This is a genomic window from Aerosakkonema sp. BLCC-F183, from assembly GCF_041929145.1.
In the GTDB taxonomy this organism is placed as follows: domain Bacteria; phylum Cyanobacteriota; class Cyanobacteriia; order Cyanobacteriales; family Aerosakkonemataceae; genus Aerosakkonema.
The window spans coordinates 55,393-74,258 of record NZ_JBHFNU010000044.1 but is presented as its reverse complement, the minus strand read 5'-3'; the positions used below and the strand labels follow the sequence as shown (position 1 = coordinate 74,258).

At 46.2% G+C, this 18,866-nt stretch carries 15 protein-coding genes; 7 read left to right on the top strand and 8 right to left on the bottom strand.

The features are described from left to right. Window position 1: 1 nt before the first annotated feature. On the top strand, window positions 2-1,459 hold the full coding sequence (locus ACE1CD_RS11795; protein WP_374824166.1) for a response regulator: 1,458 nt from the start codon (window positions 2-4) through the stop codon (window positions 1,457-1,459). 217 nt (window positions 1,460-1,676) lie between these two features. Here the strand turns inward: ACE1CD_RS11795 and ACE1CD_RS11790 are convergent, their stop codons facing one another. From ACE1CD_RS11790 to ACE1CD_RS11780, 3 genes are all read right to left on the bottom strand, one after another. Next, window positions 1,677-4,808: an efflux RND transporter permease subunit gene (locus ACE1CD_RS11790; RefSeq protein ID WP_374824163.1), complete on the bottom strand. Its 3,132-nt coding sequence runs from the start codon at window positions 4,806-4,808 to the stop codon at window positions 1,677-1,679. Window positions 4,809-4,996: 188 nt separating this feature from the next. Continuing rightward, complete coding sequence (locus tag ACE1CD_RS11785) at window positions 4,997-6,787, bottom strand: efflux RND transporter periplasmic adaptor subunit (protein ID WP_374824160.1); 1,791 nt, start codon at window positions 6,785-6,787, stop codon at window positions 4,997-4,999. 392 nt (window positions 6,788-7,179) lie between these two features. Further along, entirely contained in the window at window positions 7,180-7,617 is a 438-nt protein-coding gene (locus ACE1CD_RS11780; protein ID WP_374795998.1) for a DUF2127 domain-containing protein, read from the bottom strand. Window positions 7,618-7,782: 165 nt separating this feature from the next. Here ACE1CD_RS11780 and ACE1CD_RS11775 point away from each other — a divergent pair, with 165 nt between their 5' ends. Next, a complete protein-coding gene (locus ACE1CD_RS11775; RefSeq protein WP_374824157.1) occupies window positions 7,783-9,072 on the top strand; it encodes an HhoA/HhoB/HtrA family serine endopeptidase in 1,290 nt (429 codons plus the stop codon). Between the two features lie 134 nt (window positions 9,073-9,206). After that, window positions 9,207-10,061 (top strand): GGDEF domain-containing protein, encoded by an 855-nt coding sequence (locus ACE1CD_RS11770; RefSeq protein WP_374824154.1) that lies wholly within the window; start codon window positions 9,207-9,209, stop codon window positions 10,059-10,061. 5 nt (window positions 10,062-10,066) lie between these two features. On the opposite strand, the gene ACE1CD_RS11765 is transcribed toward ACE1CD_RS11770, so the two are convergent. Both ACE1CD_RS11765 and ACE1CD_RS11760 read right to left on the bottom strand, forming a co-directional pair. After that, on the bottom strand, window positions 10,067-11,158 hold the full coding sequence (locus ACE1CD_RS11765) for a sensor histidine kinase (RefSeq protein WP_374824152.1): 1,092 nt from the start codon (window positions 11,156-11,158) through the stop codon (window positions 10,067-10,069). A gap of 6 nt (window positions 11,159-11,164) precedes the next feature. Next, window positions 11,165-11,875 carry a response regulator gene (locus ACE1CD_RS11760; protein ID WP_374824149.1) on the bottom strand — a complete coding sequence of 237 codons (711 nt, stop codon included), beginning with the start codon at window positions 11,873-11,875 and terminating at the stop codon, window positions 11,165-11,167. 187 nt (window positions 11,876-12,062) lie between these two features. Between ACE1CD_RS11760 and ACE1CD_RS11755 the strand changes: the two genes are divergently transcribed. Both ACE1CD_RS11755 and ACE1CD_RS11750 read left to right on the top strand, forming a co-directional pair. Beyond that, on the top strand, window positions 12,063-12,359 hold the full coding sequence (locus ACE1CD_RS11755) for a PepSY domain-containing protein (protein ID WP_374795993.1): 297 nt from the start codon (window positions 12,063-12,065) through the stop codon (window positions 12,357-12,359). A gap of 5 nt (window positions 12,360-12,364) precedes the next feature. After that, window positions 12,365-13,333, top strand: a complete 969-nt coding sequence (locus ACE1CD_RS11750; RefSeq protein ID WP_374824146.1) for an alpha/beta hydrolase — start codon at window positions 12,365-12,367, stop codon at window positions 13,331-13,333. On the opposite strand, the gene ACE1CD_RS11745 is transcribed toward ACE1CD_RS11750, so the two are convergent. Further along, the gene (locus ACE1CD_RS11745) at window positions 13,266-14,561 is read right to left on the bottom strand and encodes an RNA-guided endonuclease InsQ/TnpB family protein (RefSeq protein ID WP_374795991.1); all 1,296 of its coding nucleotides are present in this window, start codon (window positions 14,559-14,561) and stop codon (window positions 13,266-13,268) included. The two genes, ACE1CD_RS11750 and ACE1CD_RS11745, sit on opposite strands and share 68 nt — an antisense overlap. A gap of 28 nt (window positions 14,562-14,589) precedes the next feature. Between ACE1CD_RS11745 and tnpA the strand changes: the two genes are divergently transcribed. Together tnpA and ACE1CD_RS11735 are read left to right on the top strand one after the other, a co-directional pair. Next, window positions 14,590-14,937 carry an IS200/IS605 family transposase gene (gene tnpA, locus ACE1CD_RS11740; protein WP_374795990.1) on the top strand — a complete coding sequence of 116 codons (348 nt, stop codon included), beginning with the start codon at window positions 14,590-14,592 and terminating at the stop codon, window positions 14,935-14,937. A gap of 211 nt (window positions 14,938-15,148) precedes the next feature. Then, a complete protein-coding gene (locus tag ACE1CD_RS11735) occupies window positions 15,149-16,831 on the top strand; it encodes a phosphatidylglycerol lysyltransferase domain-containing protein (RefSeq protein WP_374824143.1) in 1,683 nt (560 codons plus the stop codon). 35 nt (window positions 16,832-16,866) lie between these two features. Here ACE1CD_RS11735 and ACE1CD_RS11730 read toward each other — a convergent pair whose 3' ends face one another. Both ACE1CD_RS11730 and ACE1CD_RS11725 read right to left on the bottom strand, forming a co-directional pair. Beyond that, window positions 16,867-17,424 carry a peroxiredoxin gene (locus tag ACE1CD_RS11730; protein ID WP_374824140.1) on the bottom strand — a complete coding sequence of 186 codons (558 nt, stop codon included), beginning with the start codon at window positions 17,422-17,424 and terminating at the stop codon, window positions 16,867-16,869. Between the two features lie 138 nt (window positions 17,425-17,562). After that, on the bottom strand, window positions 17,563-18,846 hold the full coding sequence (locus ACE1CD_RS11725) for a recombinase family protein (RefSeq protein ID WP_374824137.1): 1,284 nt from the start codon (window positions 18,844-18,846) through the stop codon (window positions 17,563-17,565). Window positions 18,847-18,866: the final 20 nt, after the last annotated feature.

Below are 18,866 nucleotides of genomic sequence, written 5' to 3'. Positions count from 1 at the left end.
AATGAGCGGGGAAGCTTCAGAACAAGGCATAATTTTAATCGTAGATGATACGCCCACTAATTTGGGGTCGATGGTGGATTTTTTGACAAAATCGGGCTTCACAGTTTGGGTGGCTCGCAGTGGACAAAGCGCTATCAAAAAGGTGCAATATTCACCCCCAGATCTGATATTGCTGGATGTGATTATGCCGGAAATGGACGGGTTTGAAACGTGCCAACACTTGAAAGCGAATGAGTCAACTAAAGATATTCCGGTTATTTTTATGACCGCGCTGGACGACACCGAAAGTAAGGTGAAAGGGTTTAATATAGGTGCGGTTGATTATATCACAAAACCGCTTCAACATGAAGAGGTTTTAGCTCGCGTAAAAACGCATTTGAGTATCCGAAATCTGACTAAAAAACTGCTCCGAGAGATTGCCGATCGCGAAAAAGCCCAAGCAGAACTCCAAACTCTGGCACAGAATTTGGAAACGCGAGTAAAAGAGCGGACTGCCGAACTTTCCCAAACTAACGAACGCCTAGAACAAGAAATAGCCGATCGCAAACTTGCCGAAGCAGCTTTGCAGCAATCGCTGCACGAACTTAAACTGGCACAAAGTCAGCTTATTCAAAGTGAAAAAATGTCGGCTTTAGGTCAATTAGTAACCGGTGTTGCCCATGAAATAAATAATCCAGTTAACTTTATTTATGGAAATATTTCTTACGTTCGCGACTATACAAAAGACTTGTTCCATATCATCAAGCTTTATCAAAATAACTATCCAAATCCGTCCGGGGAAATAGAAAAACAAACTGAAGAAATAGATTTGGGATTTCTCAAAGAAGACTTACCGAAGATACTGCAATCAATGCAGATCGGAGCCGATCGCATCCGTGAAATAGTCCTATCTTTACGCCACTTCTCCCGTCAAGAAGAGTATGAGATGAGCGCGGTTAACATCCACGAAGGCATCGATAGCACACTGATGATTTTACACAATCGGCTGAAATTTAAGCCCGAACGTCCCGCAATTGAAGTAATTAAAGAATATACTTCTAACTTGCCACCAGTGGAATGTTTATGCGGAGAAATAAATCAGGTATTTATGAATATCCTGGTTAATGCGATCGATGCCCTAGATGAGTACAACAAACAGAGAACGATACAAGAAATTCAAGCTCATCCCAACCACATTATGATTCGCACCGAAGTAATAGAAAACAATAAAATAGCTATCCAAATTTCTGACAATGGGCCAGGGATGACAGAAGAAGTACGCAGCCGCATATTTAACCCGTTTTTTACCACGAAAGCCCCTGGAAAAGGCACGGGAATTGGCTTATCGATCAGCTGGCAAATTGTGGTAGAAAAACACCGAGGAAGTTTGCGGTGTATTTCAGAGCCGGGAAAGGGGACGGAGTTTGCGATCGAAATTCCAATTCACCAAGAGTCTACCGTACTAGCAATCTCGGCTTGATATAGCTAGGGAATAGGGGGGAGCGGGGGAGTGGGGGAGTGGGGGAGCGGGGGAGCGGGGGAGCGGGGGAGTGGGGGAGTGGGAGAGTGGGGGAGTGGGGGAGCGGGGGAGTGGGGGAGTGGGGGAGCGAAAGAATTAATCTCTTCCCTCTCCCTCTTCCCTAACCCCTAACCCCTAACCCCTTTTTTGACTTTTGACTTTTTTCACCCCTCTCTGTTCAACCGAAACGCACGCGCTTACGGAACCATTTTTGCAAACCTTCCATATAAGTGAACAGCACCGGAATCACAATTAAGGTAAGTAAAGTGGAAGTCATCAAACCGCCAACAACTGCGATCGCCATCGGAGCTCGCACCTGAGAACCAGCGCCAATTCCCAGCGCGATCGGCATCATCCCGGCAATCATAGCGATCGTCGTCATCAAAATCGGTCGCAAGCGAGCCACACCCGATTCTAACGTTGCCTTATACAGAGGTTTTCCTTCCTTCTCATTCATCAAAGCATAATCCACCAAAAGAATGGAATTTTTCGTCACAATTCCCATCAGCAACACAACTCCAATCAGCGCGTACAACCCCAAAGCTCTTTGCCCCACAAGCAGTCCGAGTAATGCGCCGCCAATAGACAAAGGTAACGCCGCCATAATCACGATCGGGTGCAAGAAATTGCTAAACAGCAACACCAAAACAGCATAGATAAACAGCACCGCCGTTGCTAGAGCAAAAGCAAAACCAGTAAAAATATCCTTCATCACTTTGGCATCACCGAAAGGTTCCTGAGTGACGCCTGCGGGTAATTGCCTGAGTATGGTTTGCTGGTTGACTTTCTTGAGAGCATCTCCTAAAGAAATAGCTTTAGTTGGGTCTTCCGGAGTAGGTGCCAAGTTAGCTTCTACAGATACTTGACGAGAGCGATCGTACCGATTGATTTGAGAAGGCCCACTACCCAGACTGATATCGGCAACAGCCATCAAAGGTACTAAAGTATTATTTTTACCGGGTACTTGCAGATTTTTAATCGTGTCGATATCGTTGCGAAATTCAGGAGTTAACTGCACTCGAATGGGAATTTGTCGATCGGCTAAATCGAACTTAGCTAAATTAGCATCAATATCTCCGATGGTAGCGATCGAAGCAGTACGAGCGATCGACAACACCGATACTCCTTGATCCGCCGCCCGCAGAGGGTCTGGTTTCACCAAAATCTCTGGTTTCACTAAACTTGCAGTCGATGTAACTTCCACAATTCCCGGTATTTGACTCATCTGTTGGACGAGAGTTTCTGCGGTGTGAGTCAACAAGTTACCATCTTCGCTTTTGAGCAAAATTGCCAATTGCTTTTTACTTCCCAGTCGCCCTTGGCTAAAACCGATCCGTACCCCCGGAACTTGCTGTAATTTCGGCAGCATTTGCTGTTCAAATTCCACTTGTCCGATGTGTTTGGAATGTTGACCGGGTGGGCGTTCCTCTTCTGCTTTTAGTTTAACGTTGAGGTTGGCAGTATTCACGCCACTACTACCAGAGCCACCACCACCCCTAGCACCACCAGACACCGCAGGAGCGCCAATTGTTGCCAAGATAGTATCTACAGCCGGATGAGTACTTAAGATTTGCGCGGCTTGCTGGGCAGCTGCATCGGTCTGCTCTAAAGTAGAACCGGGAGGCAATTCGATCGAAACACTAGAAAGTCCGCTATCATCGCGATCGATAAACCCAGTGGGAATATGAGGTATTAACTGAAGACTGCCAAAAAATAACGCTACCGCCATAATCAGCGTCAGCACCCGATTGTTTAACGCCCACTTCAGCAGCCGACGATATACCCAGGAGAGAATGTCTTTGTGCTGCTTATCGTCATGATGATGTTTTTTATCTTTGAGCAAATACGCCGCCATCATCGGCGTCACAGTACGAGCTACCAACAGGGAAAATAAAACCGATACCGCTACAGTAACGCCAAACGGTTTAAAAAATTGACCCGGAATTCCGCCCATAAACGCCACAGGCGCAAATACCGATACAATCGTCATCGTAGTAGCGACAACAGCCAAACCGATTTCGTCGGAAGCATCCAAAGCAGCTTTGTAGGGCGTTTTGCCCATCTGCATATGGCGTTCGATGTTCTCAATTTCGACGATCGCATCATCCACCAAAATCCCCACCACCAACGCCAGCGCCAGCAAAGTCATGCTGTTGAGGGTGTAGTTCAACATCTTCAGCACGACAAAAGTGGGAATTGCCGATAAGGGTAGCGCCACCGCCGTAATTAACGTTGCTCGCCAATCGCGCAAGAAAACTAAAATGGTGACTACTGCCAGGACAGCTCCTAAAACTACCGCATCCACAGAAGCTTCGTAAGATTGGCGGATGCGATCGGCCATAGTATAGATCAGTTTCAGCTTCACATCCCCCGGCAGGGTTTTTTCCATTTCTTTGACAGCTTTCTGCACCGCTTCTTCCACAGTGACAAGGGTGCTACCAGTGCTGCGAAGAATGGAAAAAGCAACCACTGGTTTGCCATCCAAACGCGCCGCCTGACGAGCTTCTGCATAACTATCCGTCACTTCTCCCAAACTGGAAAGGGGAACAAAACCGCCTCTGGGGAGAGTGATCTGATAATTTTTCAAGTCATCCACGCTGGGTGCGCTACCCAAGGTGCGGACAGTTTGCTCGGAATTGCCTACGTTGGCGCGTCCTCCAGGCAAGTTCGCATTGAAGTTGCGGATCTGGTCGTTTACCTGAGTGGCGGTAATGCCCAGCGATTGCAGGCGGTCTGGGTTCAAATTTACGCGAATTTCCCGGTCTACGCCGCCAATGCGCTGCACTTGTCCGACACCTGGGACTGCAAGAATAGCGCGGCTGATTTTTTGGTCGATTAAATCGCTTAACTGTTCTGGGGATAGCCGTTCGGAGGTGACGGCGTAGGACATGATGGAACCGCCGACAAAATCTACTCGTTTGACTACGGGGTCGTTGATGTCTTGCGGCAGACTTTGACGAATTTGGGCGACGGCGTTACGCACATCGTTGGTAGCGCGATCGCTATTCGTTCCCAGAACAAAATTTATCGTTGTACTAGAGGCACCATCGGTGACAGTGCTGAGAATATGATCGATGTTGCCCAATCCCGCAACGGCATCTTCTACTTTTTTGGTAACTTGGGATTCCAGTTCGGCTGGGTCGGCTCCCGGTTGGGCGACGGAGACGGAAACTGAAGGAATATCGACGTTAGGTGAATCGTCAATACCCAAATTTGGAAATGAGAATAAACCACCTATTGTCAGAACTAAAAATAAAACAATTGTGGGTATCGGTTGCTTGATAGACCAAGCGGAAATGTTGAAAGACATAAAGATCGGTCACCCGATGCAAGGATTTTGGATTTTGGATTTTGGATTGGCTGTTAGGGGTTAGGGCGTCGGGGAAGAGGGAGAGAGAAGAAGAGGAATTTTGACTTTGTACGGGCGGGTTTTGTACAAACCCTAGACTTGCGATCGGGAGTGATTGACTCTCACCCGCCCCTACGAATGATTGACTTTTAGCTCCCCCGCTCTCCCGCTCCCCCGCGACCCCGCTCTCCTGCTCCCCCGCTCCCCCGCGACCCCACTCCCCCACTCCCCCGCTCTCCCGCGACCCCGCGACCCCGCTCCTCTATTCGATCGACTACGCGCACTTTGTCACCTTCTTTAAGATAGCCAGCACCGGCAACTACAACGCGATCGCCTAATTTCAAACCGCTTTTGATTTCCGTTTTGGCTCCAGAAATATCGCCTTTGTTACCGCCCAAAGTTGCACCCACTTCCACTGGTTCGACGTGGGCGATTTCGTTACCATCTAACAAATAAACAATGGGGTTACCATCAGTTTGACGCTGAACTGCGGTTGCCGGAACTGAGAGGGCTTGAGTCATCGAAGAAGCGATCGCTGCTTTGAGAAACATTCCCGGTTTGAGTGGGGCATTAGAAGGTAAATCGACTTTAATAGTTGCCTGACGGGTTTGCGGATCGACTACGGGCGCAATTTCTCGCACTCTCCCTCGCCAGATGTCTCGATCGGCATCGCTGCTGATGCTGACTGGTGCGCCTAAATGCACTTTGTTTAACTCGGTTTCCGGAATCTTGACTTGCAGTTCCAGGTAGCCATTGCGAATAATGCAAAAAAGTGCTTTATTTCCAGAGGTATCGCCCACGCGAGCGACTGTGGGTGCGATCGACTGACTGGCGACGGTTGTCCCGGCGGCGGCATTCCCATCGCAACGACCGTCAGCGCTGGGAGCGACTACAATACCGCTAGCAGGAGCGACAACCTGAGTTTGTCCCAGTTGAGTTTGGATCTGCCGCACTTTGGCTTCGCTGTTGCGGACATCGGCTTGAGCGCTCAATAGAAAAGCTTTGGCACTGTTGATATTTGCTTGGGCGCTGCCGATACTGGCTTTGGCACTGGTAATATTGGCATCGGCGCTGCTAATTCCGGCTTGGGCAACTCGCACTGCTTCTCCCGCCGATGTCGCGCTGGTAACGCGGCTTTCTAAAACTTCACGGCTGATTGCGCCTTGCTCGGCTAAGTATTCGTACCGCTTACGAGTTCTGTCGGCGTCTGCTTGCTTGCTCTTGGCGTCGGCTAAGTTGGCTTCTGCCCTACCGCGATCGGCTTGCGCTTGTGCTAAAGTCGCTTGTGCCCTAGCTAGCTCTGCTTGTGCTTGTGCCAAACCTGCTTGTTTTTGCTGCACTGCGGCTAGTGATGCTTCTAGCTGTGCTTGCGTGGAACTCAGTTGCGTTTGCAGCACGGAATTATCGAGTACGGCCATAATTTGACCTACTTTCACGGGTCGCCCTTCTTCGATCGAGACTTGCTTGATTTGCAAGCCGCTGGCCTGGGGTAATACTGGCAGAAGATTGTATGCCGCAACTGTACCTGTGGCGGTGACGGTGTTGGCTACGGGAGTCGTTTCTACCGACGCGACGGTAACGGTCATGCTTGCTGGTGGTGCTGGGGCTGCTGCTGAGGGTGCCGGTGCTGAGGCGGGTTTTTGGCTGTTTTGGTTTGATTGAGAGTGCATTACTCCTACCGCTACGGCTGCACCGACTCCCATCCCCAGCACAGCAGGGGTAAGCCATCCTCCTTTGCTTCTGCGTTTCCTTTCACTGGGAGGTAAGTCTTGCTCGAATTCCTCTTCCTCCTGGGATAAGATTTCTGGCTTTATCTCAGCAGTAGTAGGGCTATCTGCGATCGCGAGATCGACTTCCTGTTTTTCTAGTCCGGAACTCAGGGGAGTTCCCTTGCCATTGAGTTCGTATTTTTCTTGTTCTGGTAAGGATTTTTGCGCCACTGCTATCTATCCCTCTCTAGGGCAAAAACTTTTTAACTTAGAACCACTTTTACAAACAGCCCTAACCAAATTCCCAGGAAGGATACCGAAACTGCTCTCTGGAGCCTTTGCCACCTACCTGACGCCAGGGCTGGCAGCACCACATATCGATTTTCGATCGCGATGATTTATGAAGAAAAGTTAATGACAATTATATCAGTTTGATATAAATTTAGGAAATAGGCAAGTAAGATAGAAACTAAGGCGTCGGGGTTAGGGCGTCGGGATGACGGAATAGAGGGACAAGGTAAAAAAATTGATGGCGATCGCGTTTATTTGTGAGAGCGATCGCAGCGTAAGTCGTCATAATCAAAGTTTTCAACCAAATGATCGAGCCGCGCTGAAAGCCTCGATCATTTAGATTGTGTATGGCGCAGCAAGTACCAAAATACTGCTACATTTATAAGAAAAACTATCAACTTCAGGGGCGATATTCCTTTAAATAGTTCAAAAATTTCGGCTGGAATGCTAAGGCCGACAAGCACCAATACTAAAATTTTCGCCCAAGTTTTCTGAGCCCATAAACCGAAGGCTTCAATTGCGGTCACAACTGCATAAATTCCAGCGGCAAGACTGCTGAATTCTATAGTTTTAGGAGGCAGATTCAACAACCATTCGACGGTTGGCAATCTGTCTGCCCAAACATAAGACTGGGAAAAATCAACCAAGTTATCATAGTTTTTAAACGTTAACAGTAAAGCGATCGAAGTTACAGCCAGCAATAAGGAAGTAATCGCTTTGTAAACAACAATGGCTAATAAGGCTGGCGGGCGCTTCTGGAATTTTTTCATGGCAATTTTAGGTGTTTGTCCTTTTTTTGTAAGAGGGAATGCGATCGAGCGAATGCACCCACGCTAATTTTCACATTGAAGTAATCATCCTGTCACAGGAACGTCACAGCGAATTTATATATTCAGAAGTGTGAAAAATTAACCTTGTGGCGGCGGGCAACCGATATGCAAACAAAAGAATCTTATTTAAGTAATGGTTCCAGAGAACCGAACAACATAGAATACAATTTCTCAGATGGCAAGACTGCTAAGTCCTATAATTCTTCCTGGCAAAAGCCAGTAACTTATCTATCCCTAGTGCTGCTGGGGGCAAGTGTCAGCTTTACAGGTAGCTACCTGGGTTCGCAAAACAAAGCTTCTTCCCAGCCTTCTATTTCCCAGGCTTCTATTGTGCCAGTGACGCCAAAGCTGGAGGCGAAATTACCGATAACCGCAGATACCAATTTTGTGACAGAAGTGGTGGACAAAGTTGGGCCGGCGGTGGTCAGGATCGATTCCTCGCGAACAGTCAAGAACGATATGCCGGCTGTTTTCGACGATCCCTTCTTCCGTCAGTTTTTTGGTTCTCAGTTACCGGGTGTACCGAGAGAAAGAGTGGAACAGGGTACCGGGTCGGGCTTTATTATTAACTCGGACGGTCAAATTTTAACTAATGCCCATGTGGTGGATGGTGTCGATACCGTAACGGTGACGTTGAAAGACGGTCGCACTTTCAAGGGCAAAGTTTTGGGTACAGATCCGGTTACAGATGTGGCTGTTGTCAAGATAGAAGCTGACAATTTACCAGCGATTAGGATGGGAAATTCGGATAATTTGAAACCAGGAGAATGGGCGATCGCGATCGGTAACCCCCTTGGCTTGGATAATACCGTCACTACAGGCATTATTAGCGCCACAGGTCGTACCAGCAGTCAAGTTGGCGTCCCCGATAAGCGAGTCAGCTTTATCCAAACTGATGCCGCTATCAATCCCGGTAACTCCGGTGGCCCGCTGTTGAACGCCGCCGGTGAGGTGGTGGGTATGAATACGGCGATTATCCAAGGTGCCCAAGGCATCGGTTTTGCAATTCCGATCAACACCGCCCAGCGCATTGCTTCTGGGCTAGTTGCCAACGGTAAAGTGGAACATCCTTACTTGGGTGTGCAAATGGTCGATCTTACTCCGGAAATCAAACAAAGAATTAACAGCGATCCTAACAGCGGTTTGACTGTGGATGAAGATAATGGTGTTTTGGTCGTGAAAGTGATGCCAAACTCTCCGGCTGCCAAAGCGGGATTGCGTGCCGGTGATGTGATCCAGAAAATTGGCGATCGAACTGCCGCCGACGCCAAAACTGTACAGCAGACAGTAGAAGATAGTCGTGTCGGCAGCAATCTGCAACTACAAGTGCGTCGGAACGGTCAAAACGTTAATTTAACGGTGCGACCCGGTGCTTTTCCTACCGCACAACAGTAGCCTGCTGGCCGGGGATGGCTGACGGATTTGTCAGGGCAATCGCAAATTTTTCTCAAGGGATAGGGTGTGCTGCCTATCCCTTTTGTTGTAATTAGACTATAATCCATACCAGCATTTTGTTTTTATATGGATTTATGATTTTTTTGCGCTATATAACAAAACATCTCGAAAATAAACCAAGGCCATTCTTGTTAGTATTATCGTTTTTGTTGGTGTTTCTTATTGGCTGTATTGACTATCTGATAAACAACGATATTTCTTTATCAATATTTTATTTAATTCCAATTAGCATAGCGACCTGGTATACGGGAGACAAGTTTGGTATATTAATATGCTTTGCCAGTGCAATTGCATGGTTTATATCTAACGTAAATCCCATAGAATCACCCCTGTCTTCTGCATTTCATTATTGGAACGCATCAGTCAGACTAGGTTTCTTTTTAACGGTTAGCTATCTTTTATCTGAATTGAAGATAGCCCGAAACCGAGAGAAAAAGCTAGTCAGAACAGACCCCACCACAGGCGTAGAAAATAGACTGGCGTTTAGCGAATTAGCTAGCATGGAAATAAAAAGAGCCCGTCGATACGGACATTCTTTTACAGTTGTATATATAGACATTGATGATTTTAAAAAAATTAACGATTACGGTAGTTATAAATTAGGAGATATAGTTCTACAAACTTTAGCCCAAAAATTAAGAAATAATGTTCGCGATACAGATATAATTGCTCGCATGGGAGGCGATAAATTTGCTGTGCTTCTGCCTGGAATAGGATACGACACAGCCGAGACAGTTATCGCCAGACTTCAACAGCAACTTGTGCATCTAATGGATGAAAACAAATGGCCTGCAACCTTTAGTATCGGGGCGATAACTTTCCTAAATCCACCAGAATCAGTTGAGGAAATCATCGAAAAATCTGATTATTTAATGTACTGCATCAAGAATGAAGGTAAAAATAAGGTAGAGCATATAATCGAACAATAAGTTTTTCAAACTAAAGGAAGCCAAAACTGAAAAGTGCTACCTTTGCCAAGTTGACTTTCCACCTGAATATTACCGCCTTGAAGTTCAACTAATCGGCGCGAAATAGCCAAACCAATTCCTGTCCCTCCAGAATGTCTGGCACGCGAGCGATCGGCCCTGAAAAAACGCTCAAACACATGAGGTAAATCCTCCGGTGCAATACCTTGTCCTGTGTCGATAACTGCAATCCAAAGTTTGCTTGCTTCAGTCCAGACGCGAATAGTAATAGAACCTTCCGAAGTATACCGCACGGCATTTCCCAGCAAATTTACCATAACTTGTTCCACTCGGTCAAGATCGGCTTTTACGAGAGGCAATTGGGGCGGACATTCCAATCGCAAAACGGGGCCGTCTTCCAGTAACTGGTCGGCAAATCTTCGTACCAAAGATTCCAACAAAGGACGCAAATTAACTGACTGCAAATTGATCGGTAAATAACCTGCTTCTGCCTTCGATAGTTCTTGCAAATCGTTTACCAATCGCTCTAGGCGCTTTGTCTCTTTTGTTAATTGCTGATAAATTTCTGGAGATGGTGGAATCCTGCCGTCTGCAAGTTCTTCCAAGTAACCGCGAATCACCGTTAGCGGCGTTCGCAGCTCGTGAGTGAGGTCGCTAATTAATTCTCGGCGGCGCTGTTCCACACCTTCCAGACTGGATGCCATGCGGTTAAAACTGACAGCCAATTGATGGAGTTCTGGAATTTCCAATGCAGGCATTCGCTCATCTAATTTTCCAGCGGCAAACTTTTGGGTAATTTGTTCCATTTGGATTAGAGGCTGCATAATGCGCTGGGATACCCAATAGCTCAATCCACCGGCGGCGGTGGCTCCGGCGATGAATGCCCAAAAGCTGCTGCGACTCCAGGCGCTTTCAAATCCTTGCACTAGCTGAGTACGCGCATAGCGTAAATAAAATCCCCTTCCTTCGAGTTCTTGCAGGTGCAGCACAAATAAACGGGGTGAAGAGACTTTGCCAATAATGAAAAAGCTGCCTATTCCTACTACGATCGCTAGCAGGTGGGAAAGAAATAAGCGCGTTCCCAGATTAAGCTTTGGCATAAAAATTTAATTACTCACGCCGTCTTCAAATTTGTAGCCAATGCCGATCACTGTTTTGATAAAAATGGGATTAGCCGGATCGGGTTCGATTTTTTTACGGAGTCTGGCTACATGAGTATCTACTACCCGTTCGTCGCCAAAAAAGTCGTCTCCCCAAAGTTTATCGATTAATTGGGTGCGATTCCAAGCGCGATTCGGATGGCTGATAAAAGTAGTTAAAAGGTTAAATTCCAATGTGGTTAAGTCGAGTTCTTCAGATCGATCGACATTCATATGGCGGTAGGCGGTACGACGATCGACATCAACGGTAAAATGTTGGGTGCGATAAACCAAGTTTTCTGCACTGTGACGAAGACTGCGCCGCAATAAGGCACGCACTCTGGCTACCAGTTCTCTGGGACTGAAAGGTTTGACTAAGTAGTCATCGGCACCAGTAGACAAACCGATGACGCGATCGATTTCCTCCCCTTTAGCCGTCAGCATCAAAATATAGGGGTCTTTGGGGCCGGGTTTTTGGCGAATGCGGGCGCATACTTCCAATCCATCCAAACCGGGAAGCATGAGGTCGAGTAAAATTACATCGGGTTGCAATTTGGGAAACATTTGCAATGCCGTCAGTCCATCGCGGCATTGTTGGCAAGAAAATCCCTCTGCTGCCAAAGTCAGTTGGATAAGTTTGGCGATTTCCGGTTCGTCTTCAACAATTAAAATATCCATCAGAGAAAGTCAAAAGTTAAAAGTCAAAAGTTAGATTTCAGCAAAGTTTAAGATTTGTCATATCAGGTTTATTGTATTGTCATGGCAATGACAAATGGCTGTGTAAGTCTTAAATTAAGATTTACCAGTCGATCGGTCAGGCATTCATAGACGATCGCTGTTCTTTCTACTTAATCAAAACACTGCTATGAGAATTTATCAAGCACGTCTGCGTCAGCTACATCGGATCTTTGCCCCCATCATGATTTTACCGATCCTGCTGACGTTGATTACCGGATCGCTTTATCAGGTTGCGGATATGACAGACAAAGCGGGCGATTTTGATTGGTTGCTAGATTGGCACAAGGGTGAATTTGGCCCCTTGAATTTAGAAGCTATCTACCCTTTCCTGAACGCTTTGGGTTTGCTAACTCTCGCTATCACCGGTATCATGTTGTGGTTCCGGACGCGACCCAAGTCTAGAAACCGCTCTGAGGAAATTTGACCGCCGTGCAACTGAGAAAGATACTTATTATTTGTGCAAGTACGGTAACTATCTTAGCTGGTGGTGGTTACTGGTACGTGTTTATTGCAGGTGTCCCTCAGTTAGACCCGCCTCAAGTGGAAAGGAATACTGGGTTGACTTTTCAGCTCCAGACGTACAATAGCGCGGCGATGGGTGAGGTACGTACCTACGGCTTGATTTTGCCACCAGGTTATGCCCAAAATGCTACAAAACGCTATCCAGTCATTTTTCTGCTGCACGGGGGACATGGGGATGCGAGTGCGTGGGAGGAGAAAGCTGCTGTTACCTCCGTACTTCACGACCTCTACAAAAGCAACAAATTGCCTCCTTCAATTGTAATTACGCCGGATGGGAACGATCGCCGGGGTACGAGTCCTTTCTGGGACCCGCAATACTACGATGGGCCAAATGGCAAGGTGGGAACTGCGATCGGCTCCGAACTGGTACAAGTGGTAAAATCGCGCTACCGGACTTTGCCAGAACCGCAGTTTTGGGCGATGGGAGGTCAGTCATCCGGCGGTTGGGGTGCGTTTAATATTGGTTTGCGACATTGGAATAACTTTAATATTTTGTTCAGTTCCAGCGGTTACTTTATTGATTCCAGTGGCGCAGCTAATAGTCCGCAATCTTTTGTACAACAGCTACCAATGCAAGTACGTCAGCGCCTGCGCGTATACTTGGATGCGGGAGAAGAAGATCGCAATTTTCTCACCTCTACGCAACAGTTTCACCAAAAGCTCAATCAATTAGGCATTGCCAATGAGTTTCACGCCTTTTCTGGGGGACATGGGATTGTTGGCCCAGATGCAGGCTGGAACTATTGGCACAAACACCTTGCGGATGCGTTGACTTATGTAGGAAAGCAGATGAACTACTCCGCCCAAATCAAAGATTTGGACGAAGTTTCTGGCACTTCTTCTGTCCAACTTGTTTTAAACCTCCGCAGTTTTTGACAACTTTGGGGTTAGAAATAGAGGTCGAACATCCATGCTTTTCGAGGCTGGTTCCCAACCCCGTGCGTAAATACTCTGCACAAACCTGAGCCGAAGCAAAATCACGGTCGCAGGTATAGTTGCATTGAACGCAATAATGAATTCTTTCTGTTAAAGTTTTAGGTTTAACATAATCGCATTTTGGGCAGCGTTGAGAAGGTTTAATTTTCTGGGTAGTAACTTCTACAAATATCCCACCAGCTTCCTCAACCTTATACTCAATCGCTGACCGTAACATTCCCATTCCCACATCTAAGATAGAACGGTTTAATCCAGTTTTTTGCTGTTTCCGTTTACTACCCTTTTTGGCTTTCTTGGTCATGTTTTTGAGATGAAGTTTCTCAGTAGCAACCATGCTATTACTGCTGACAATGTGTGCCGCTACTTTGTGAATAAAATCTTGTCGCTGATTGGCAACTTTACGGACTAATTTACTAATTTTATTCTGAGCTTTCCTCCATCCTTTTGATGCTTTAATCTTTTTCTTATAGTTATGCGAGCGTTTCCGCCGTTTCTGGTGGTTAGCTGATTTGATTTTGGTTTGAACTTGTTTTAGGTGTCTGGGATTGTCGATAGCTACTTGTTCATACTCACCATCACCTAAATGGACTGCTCCCATTACTGCAACGTTACAACCAAAATCTAAGCCAATTAAGCCGTTACCAGTTTCTCGTTGTACATCACAAACAACTGTGATTGAGGCATACCATTTTTTGTTACGGTAAACAATAGTTAAAGTAGTAGGATTGCCCCAAGTTCTCGCTTTTCCCCTCATTTGGATCTGTCCCAGATTGGAAATATCGAGATAACCATTAGTACCAGTTGTATGCGCTTTCCATCCAGATGTACAAGGATAAGTCCAACCCGAATAATGTCTTAATGACTTAAAACGTGGATATTTTCCTAATCCCTGAAAAAATCGCACGAAGGCAAAATCAACCCGTTTAGCAGTTGCTTGCAGTGCGTGAGAACCGAGTTCTTTAAATTCTGGTAATACTTGGCGTATAACCTTAACTGCACGTTGTTGGTCAAAATAGCCAACACTTCTTTTATCCCGTTTATACGCAACTTGACGGTCACTTAATGCTTGGTTATAGAACCAGCAGTGTAACCGTCGCCACTCAAACAATTTTGCCGTTTGATTTTGATTCGGGTATAAGCGAAAAGTTGTGCGTCGTGTTGCTAACATATAACTAATCTAACATTAGTGTACAAAGATGTCAACTAACTTAAACTCTCACAGGCATTGCGTTTACAAGATCAACTTACATATAGTGTTCGTAACTAAATATCGACGCCAGGTCATTACCTCAGAAATACTTACGAGGATTAGGAGATATTTTCCAGAATATGTGCTGGACAGAAATCTTGCGTTAATTGAGTTTGGGGGAGAGTCAGATCGCGTACATCTTTTAATAGATAGATCTCCCGATGTAGCTCCAGCAAAATTAGTGAACAGCTTCAAAACAGTTTCGACGCGTTTAATTAGAAAAGAATTTGCAGAACATATTAATAAGTTTTACTGGAAACCTGTTTTTTGGACTGGCGCTCCCAAGTGTAATTAGTGCAGGTGGAGCGCCATTAGAAATTCTAAAAACTTATATCCTTGCACCAAGACGAACCTGATTGATGCGTGTTTTAATATCCTGACCGCCGCTAACCTCCCCCAAATCAAAGATTTGGAGGAGGAATGCGCGGCGGAAGACAGTTCAATTTGCACTTAAACAAATAAATCGCTACTTTAGGGTCGATGGGGGTAAAAGTAGCGGAGATACTGTGCTGGCAAAACACACTCGTATTGGACTGTGGACTGCGGCGTTGCTGACGGGGTTGGTGGGAATTGTCAACCTGTGGTCTGCTGTGACGCCCAGCGAACCAGAGCGGACAGCGTGGCTGAAGGAAATATTTCCATTTTATATTCGAGCGGGCGGGCATTTGTTTGCGGCGATCGCAGGTTTTATATTGTTAACTTTAGCAGCTAATTTGTTAAGACGCAAACGAGTTGCTTGGTTGCTCACAATTGTGTTGTTAATTGTCTCCATAGTCAGCCATTTATTAAAAGGATTTGACTATGAGGAAAGTTTGCTAGCGGGAGTGCTGTTAATTCATTTACTGGTGATGCGAAATGCGTTTACGGCGCAGTCGGATCGACCTTCGATCGCGCAAGGGATTCGCGTGCTGATTGGCGCATTGTTGTTCACTTTGGCATATGGAACAGCTGGCTTTTTCATCATGGATGGAAAGTTCCAGGTCAACAAACAACCGATTAACTTCGATTTTCCCGGCGCTATCCTGCAAACTTTGGCGATGTTCTTCACAGAAGACAATGCCGGTTTGCAACCTAAAACTCGATTTGGTAACTTTTTTGCCGATTCTATTTATATTGTCGGTGCTGTCACATTGAGTTATGCTCTCTTTATGCTTTTTCGACCTGTTTTGCTGCGTAACTCAGCGACATCAAAAGAGCGAGAAATGGCGAAAGAAATTGTGCAGCAGTACGGTCGGTCTTCTTTGGCGCGATTTGTTTTATTTGATGATAAGTCTTATTATTTTAGCGCTTCTGGTCAGAGTGTAATTGCTTATGTCCCGAAGGGTCGGGGTGCGATCGCGCTAGGAGACCCCATTGGCCCACCGTCAGAGCGGCAAGAGGTGATTTTGGGATTTCAAAAATATTGCGATCGCAATGATTGGTATCCCGCTTTTTACCAAACATTACCCGATGAACTGGAACTTTACAAATCGCTTGGCTTTCGAGTGTTGCAAATCGGTCAAGAAGCTATTGTCGATCTCAATGCTTTTTCTACCAAAGGTAAAGCCAATCAAAATTTAAGAACTGCCGTTAATAAATTCACTAAGTTGGGATATAAATTCAAATTTTACGAGCCCCCGATTGCAGATGATTTGCTGCGCGAATTGAAATCTGTCAGCGATGAATGGCTTCAGATGATGAAGGGTGCAGAGAAGCGTTTTTCTGTGGGTTGGTTTGACGATAATTATATCCGCGATAGTGCGATCGCAGTCATACATAACTCAGAAGGTCGCGTCAGCGCTTTCGCTAACTTAATAGGAGCTTACCAACTCAATCAAATTGCTGTCGATTTGATGCGGCGACGCGCTGAAGTTGAAAACGGGATAATGGAATTTCTCTTCGTATCTATGCTTCAGCACGGCAAAGAAATGGGATACGATAGTTTCAATCTCGGTTTGTCAGCGCTTTCTGGTGTAGGAGAAACAGAAAAGTCTCCTCGCTTAGAAAAGGCGTTACGCTATCTTTCCGAACACTTAAACCAGTTCTACAATTTTAAAGGATTGCACGCTTTCAAAGAAAAGTTTCATCCTCAATGGGAACCGCGATATTTAGTTTATCCGAGTTTAGCTGCCTTGCCCGATGTGGTGGTGGGATTGGTAAGGGCAGATTCGGGCGATCGATTATTAGATTATTTTAAACCGGAGGCTTAGCCTAACAGTAGGGTGGGCATTGCCCACCTTACTCGCTAAGAATTTGCTGATTGCAATTCATCCAAACGAGCCAAAATCTCGCTACTGTGAATTGCTGGGTTTACTCCAGTATATTCCTCGCGGATAATCCCCTCTGGATCGATAATAAAAGTGTGCCTCATGGAGAGATAACCTATCCAGGAACCATAGGCTTTACTAACTTCACCCTTGGTATCGGCTAGCAAAGGAAATTTTAACCCTTCCGAGTCACAAAATTCCGCGTGCGAATCTACAGAATCGGCGCTAACGCCAAGGATTTGAGTATTTTTTTCGATGTATTTTGGCAAGTCTTCCTGAAAGCGGCGAGCTTCCAGGGTGCAACCGGAAGTAAAGTCTTTCGGATAGAAATAGAGAACCACCCACTTACCGCGATAATCGGACAGCGACACTTCCCCATCCCCAGTGTTAGTCGGTAAAGTAAACTCTGGGGCGGGCTGATTGAGAGGCGGCAATTTGCCACCGAGAGCTGAAGCAGTTGGGGCGAAGTTAAACCAGGGGAGTAAGGCTAGACAAAAGGCTAAGAGTGTGCCTAGAAAGTTGCGGCGAGAGATCATCGTGAAGATTAAAACGTATTTACATAAGTTTACCAAGAAAGGGGTTAGGGGCTAGGGGCTAGGGAAAAGGGAAAAGAGAAAAGGGAAAAGAGAAAATCTTAATTCCCCCGCTCTCCCCTAATCCCTAGCCCCTAGCCCCTAAAAAATGAAGATTACTTGCAATTGCCATTCTGTATCTTCACGGGATAGCTGAATTTGGCGGATAAATTCGCGAAAGTAGAATCTACGTTCGGATTCGGACAAATCCAGCCAAAATTGAGGAATGGAGACAGCTTGGGCGGTTTCGCGCAAGTTGACGGGGGGTAGTTGCGCGAGTTGCTGTTGCAAGGAAGCGATTTCTGTACGCAGTTTGTATGTGCGTAACTGGGAGGTTTCTGTATCGAGGATACCCGTTTCGCACAGTGAGGGGAGTTGAGCTAGTATATCTTGTTTGGTGGCGATCGCACTCTTAATTCCGGCTTTAATATTTCCCATATCCGGTAAATCCATCTGGGCGACTGCTTTGGGTAATTCCCGGCAAATTGTGGCAATAGTTTGCTGTAAAACTTCCTCGTAAGCAATGGCGCGACATTTGGGACGTTTAGCGCAGCTTATCGGGCGCAAATAAAGGTATTCTTTGGCTTGGCGGGGTGTGGTGACGCGGGCGACTGTCATCGGCGATTGACATTCCCCACAGACAACCAATCCGGCGAGAGAACGATTGGCGCTGGCGCTGCGTGGGGAGATTCGGCGATTGCGGCGCAAAAGTCGATCGATTTGTGCGCCTTCTTCTCTGGAAATTATGCCAACGTGAGTATTGGAGATAATTTCGTGATTCTGATAAGCTGTATCGCCGCGATAAACTGGATTTGTTAACCAGCGACGCCCGGTAGATACGGAGATTTTTTTACCGTATTTTTTCGCCAAGTAGCGCACTGCGCCGCGCAAGGAACCGTAAATCAGAAATCGTTCAAAAAATTCTTTTACCACAGGTGCGGCACTTTTGTCAAGGATGTATTTATCTTTGCCGCGCCGATAGCCATAGGGTGCTTTGCCGGGGGGAGGCGAAGCTTTGAGGCGATTGCGGGCGTGTCCTTGACGGATGCGGCGACTGCGCTGGTATTTTTGGATTTCTTGCAGAAGTTTGAGTAAATCGGCGCGGATATTGGAAGTGGGGGATTGTGCGATCGAAATTAACTCAATCCCAAAAGATTCTATTTGCGCCAGACAATTGGCGATTTCTGTGAGGGAATCGCCCAAATCTTCCACTCTTCTAACTAATAGATAATCCGGTCGTTCTGTTTGGCAATCTTCGAGTAATTTTCCCAGTTGTTGACGACCTCCCAAATCTTGATAAACTTTATCTACCTCCCATCCGGAAATAGTTGATTCTGGTGGTGATTCTAACAGCGGGTCGCTATACAGGTAGGCGATAATTTTCATTTTTTTAATCCCAGAAACCG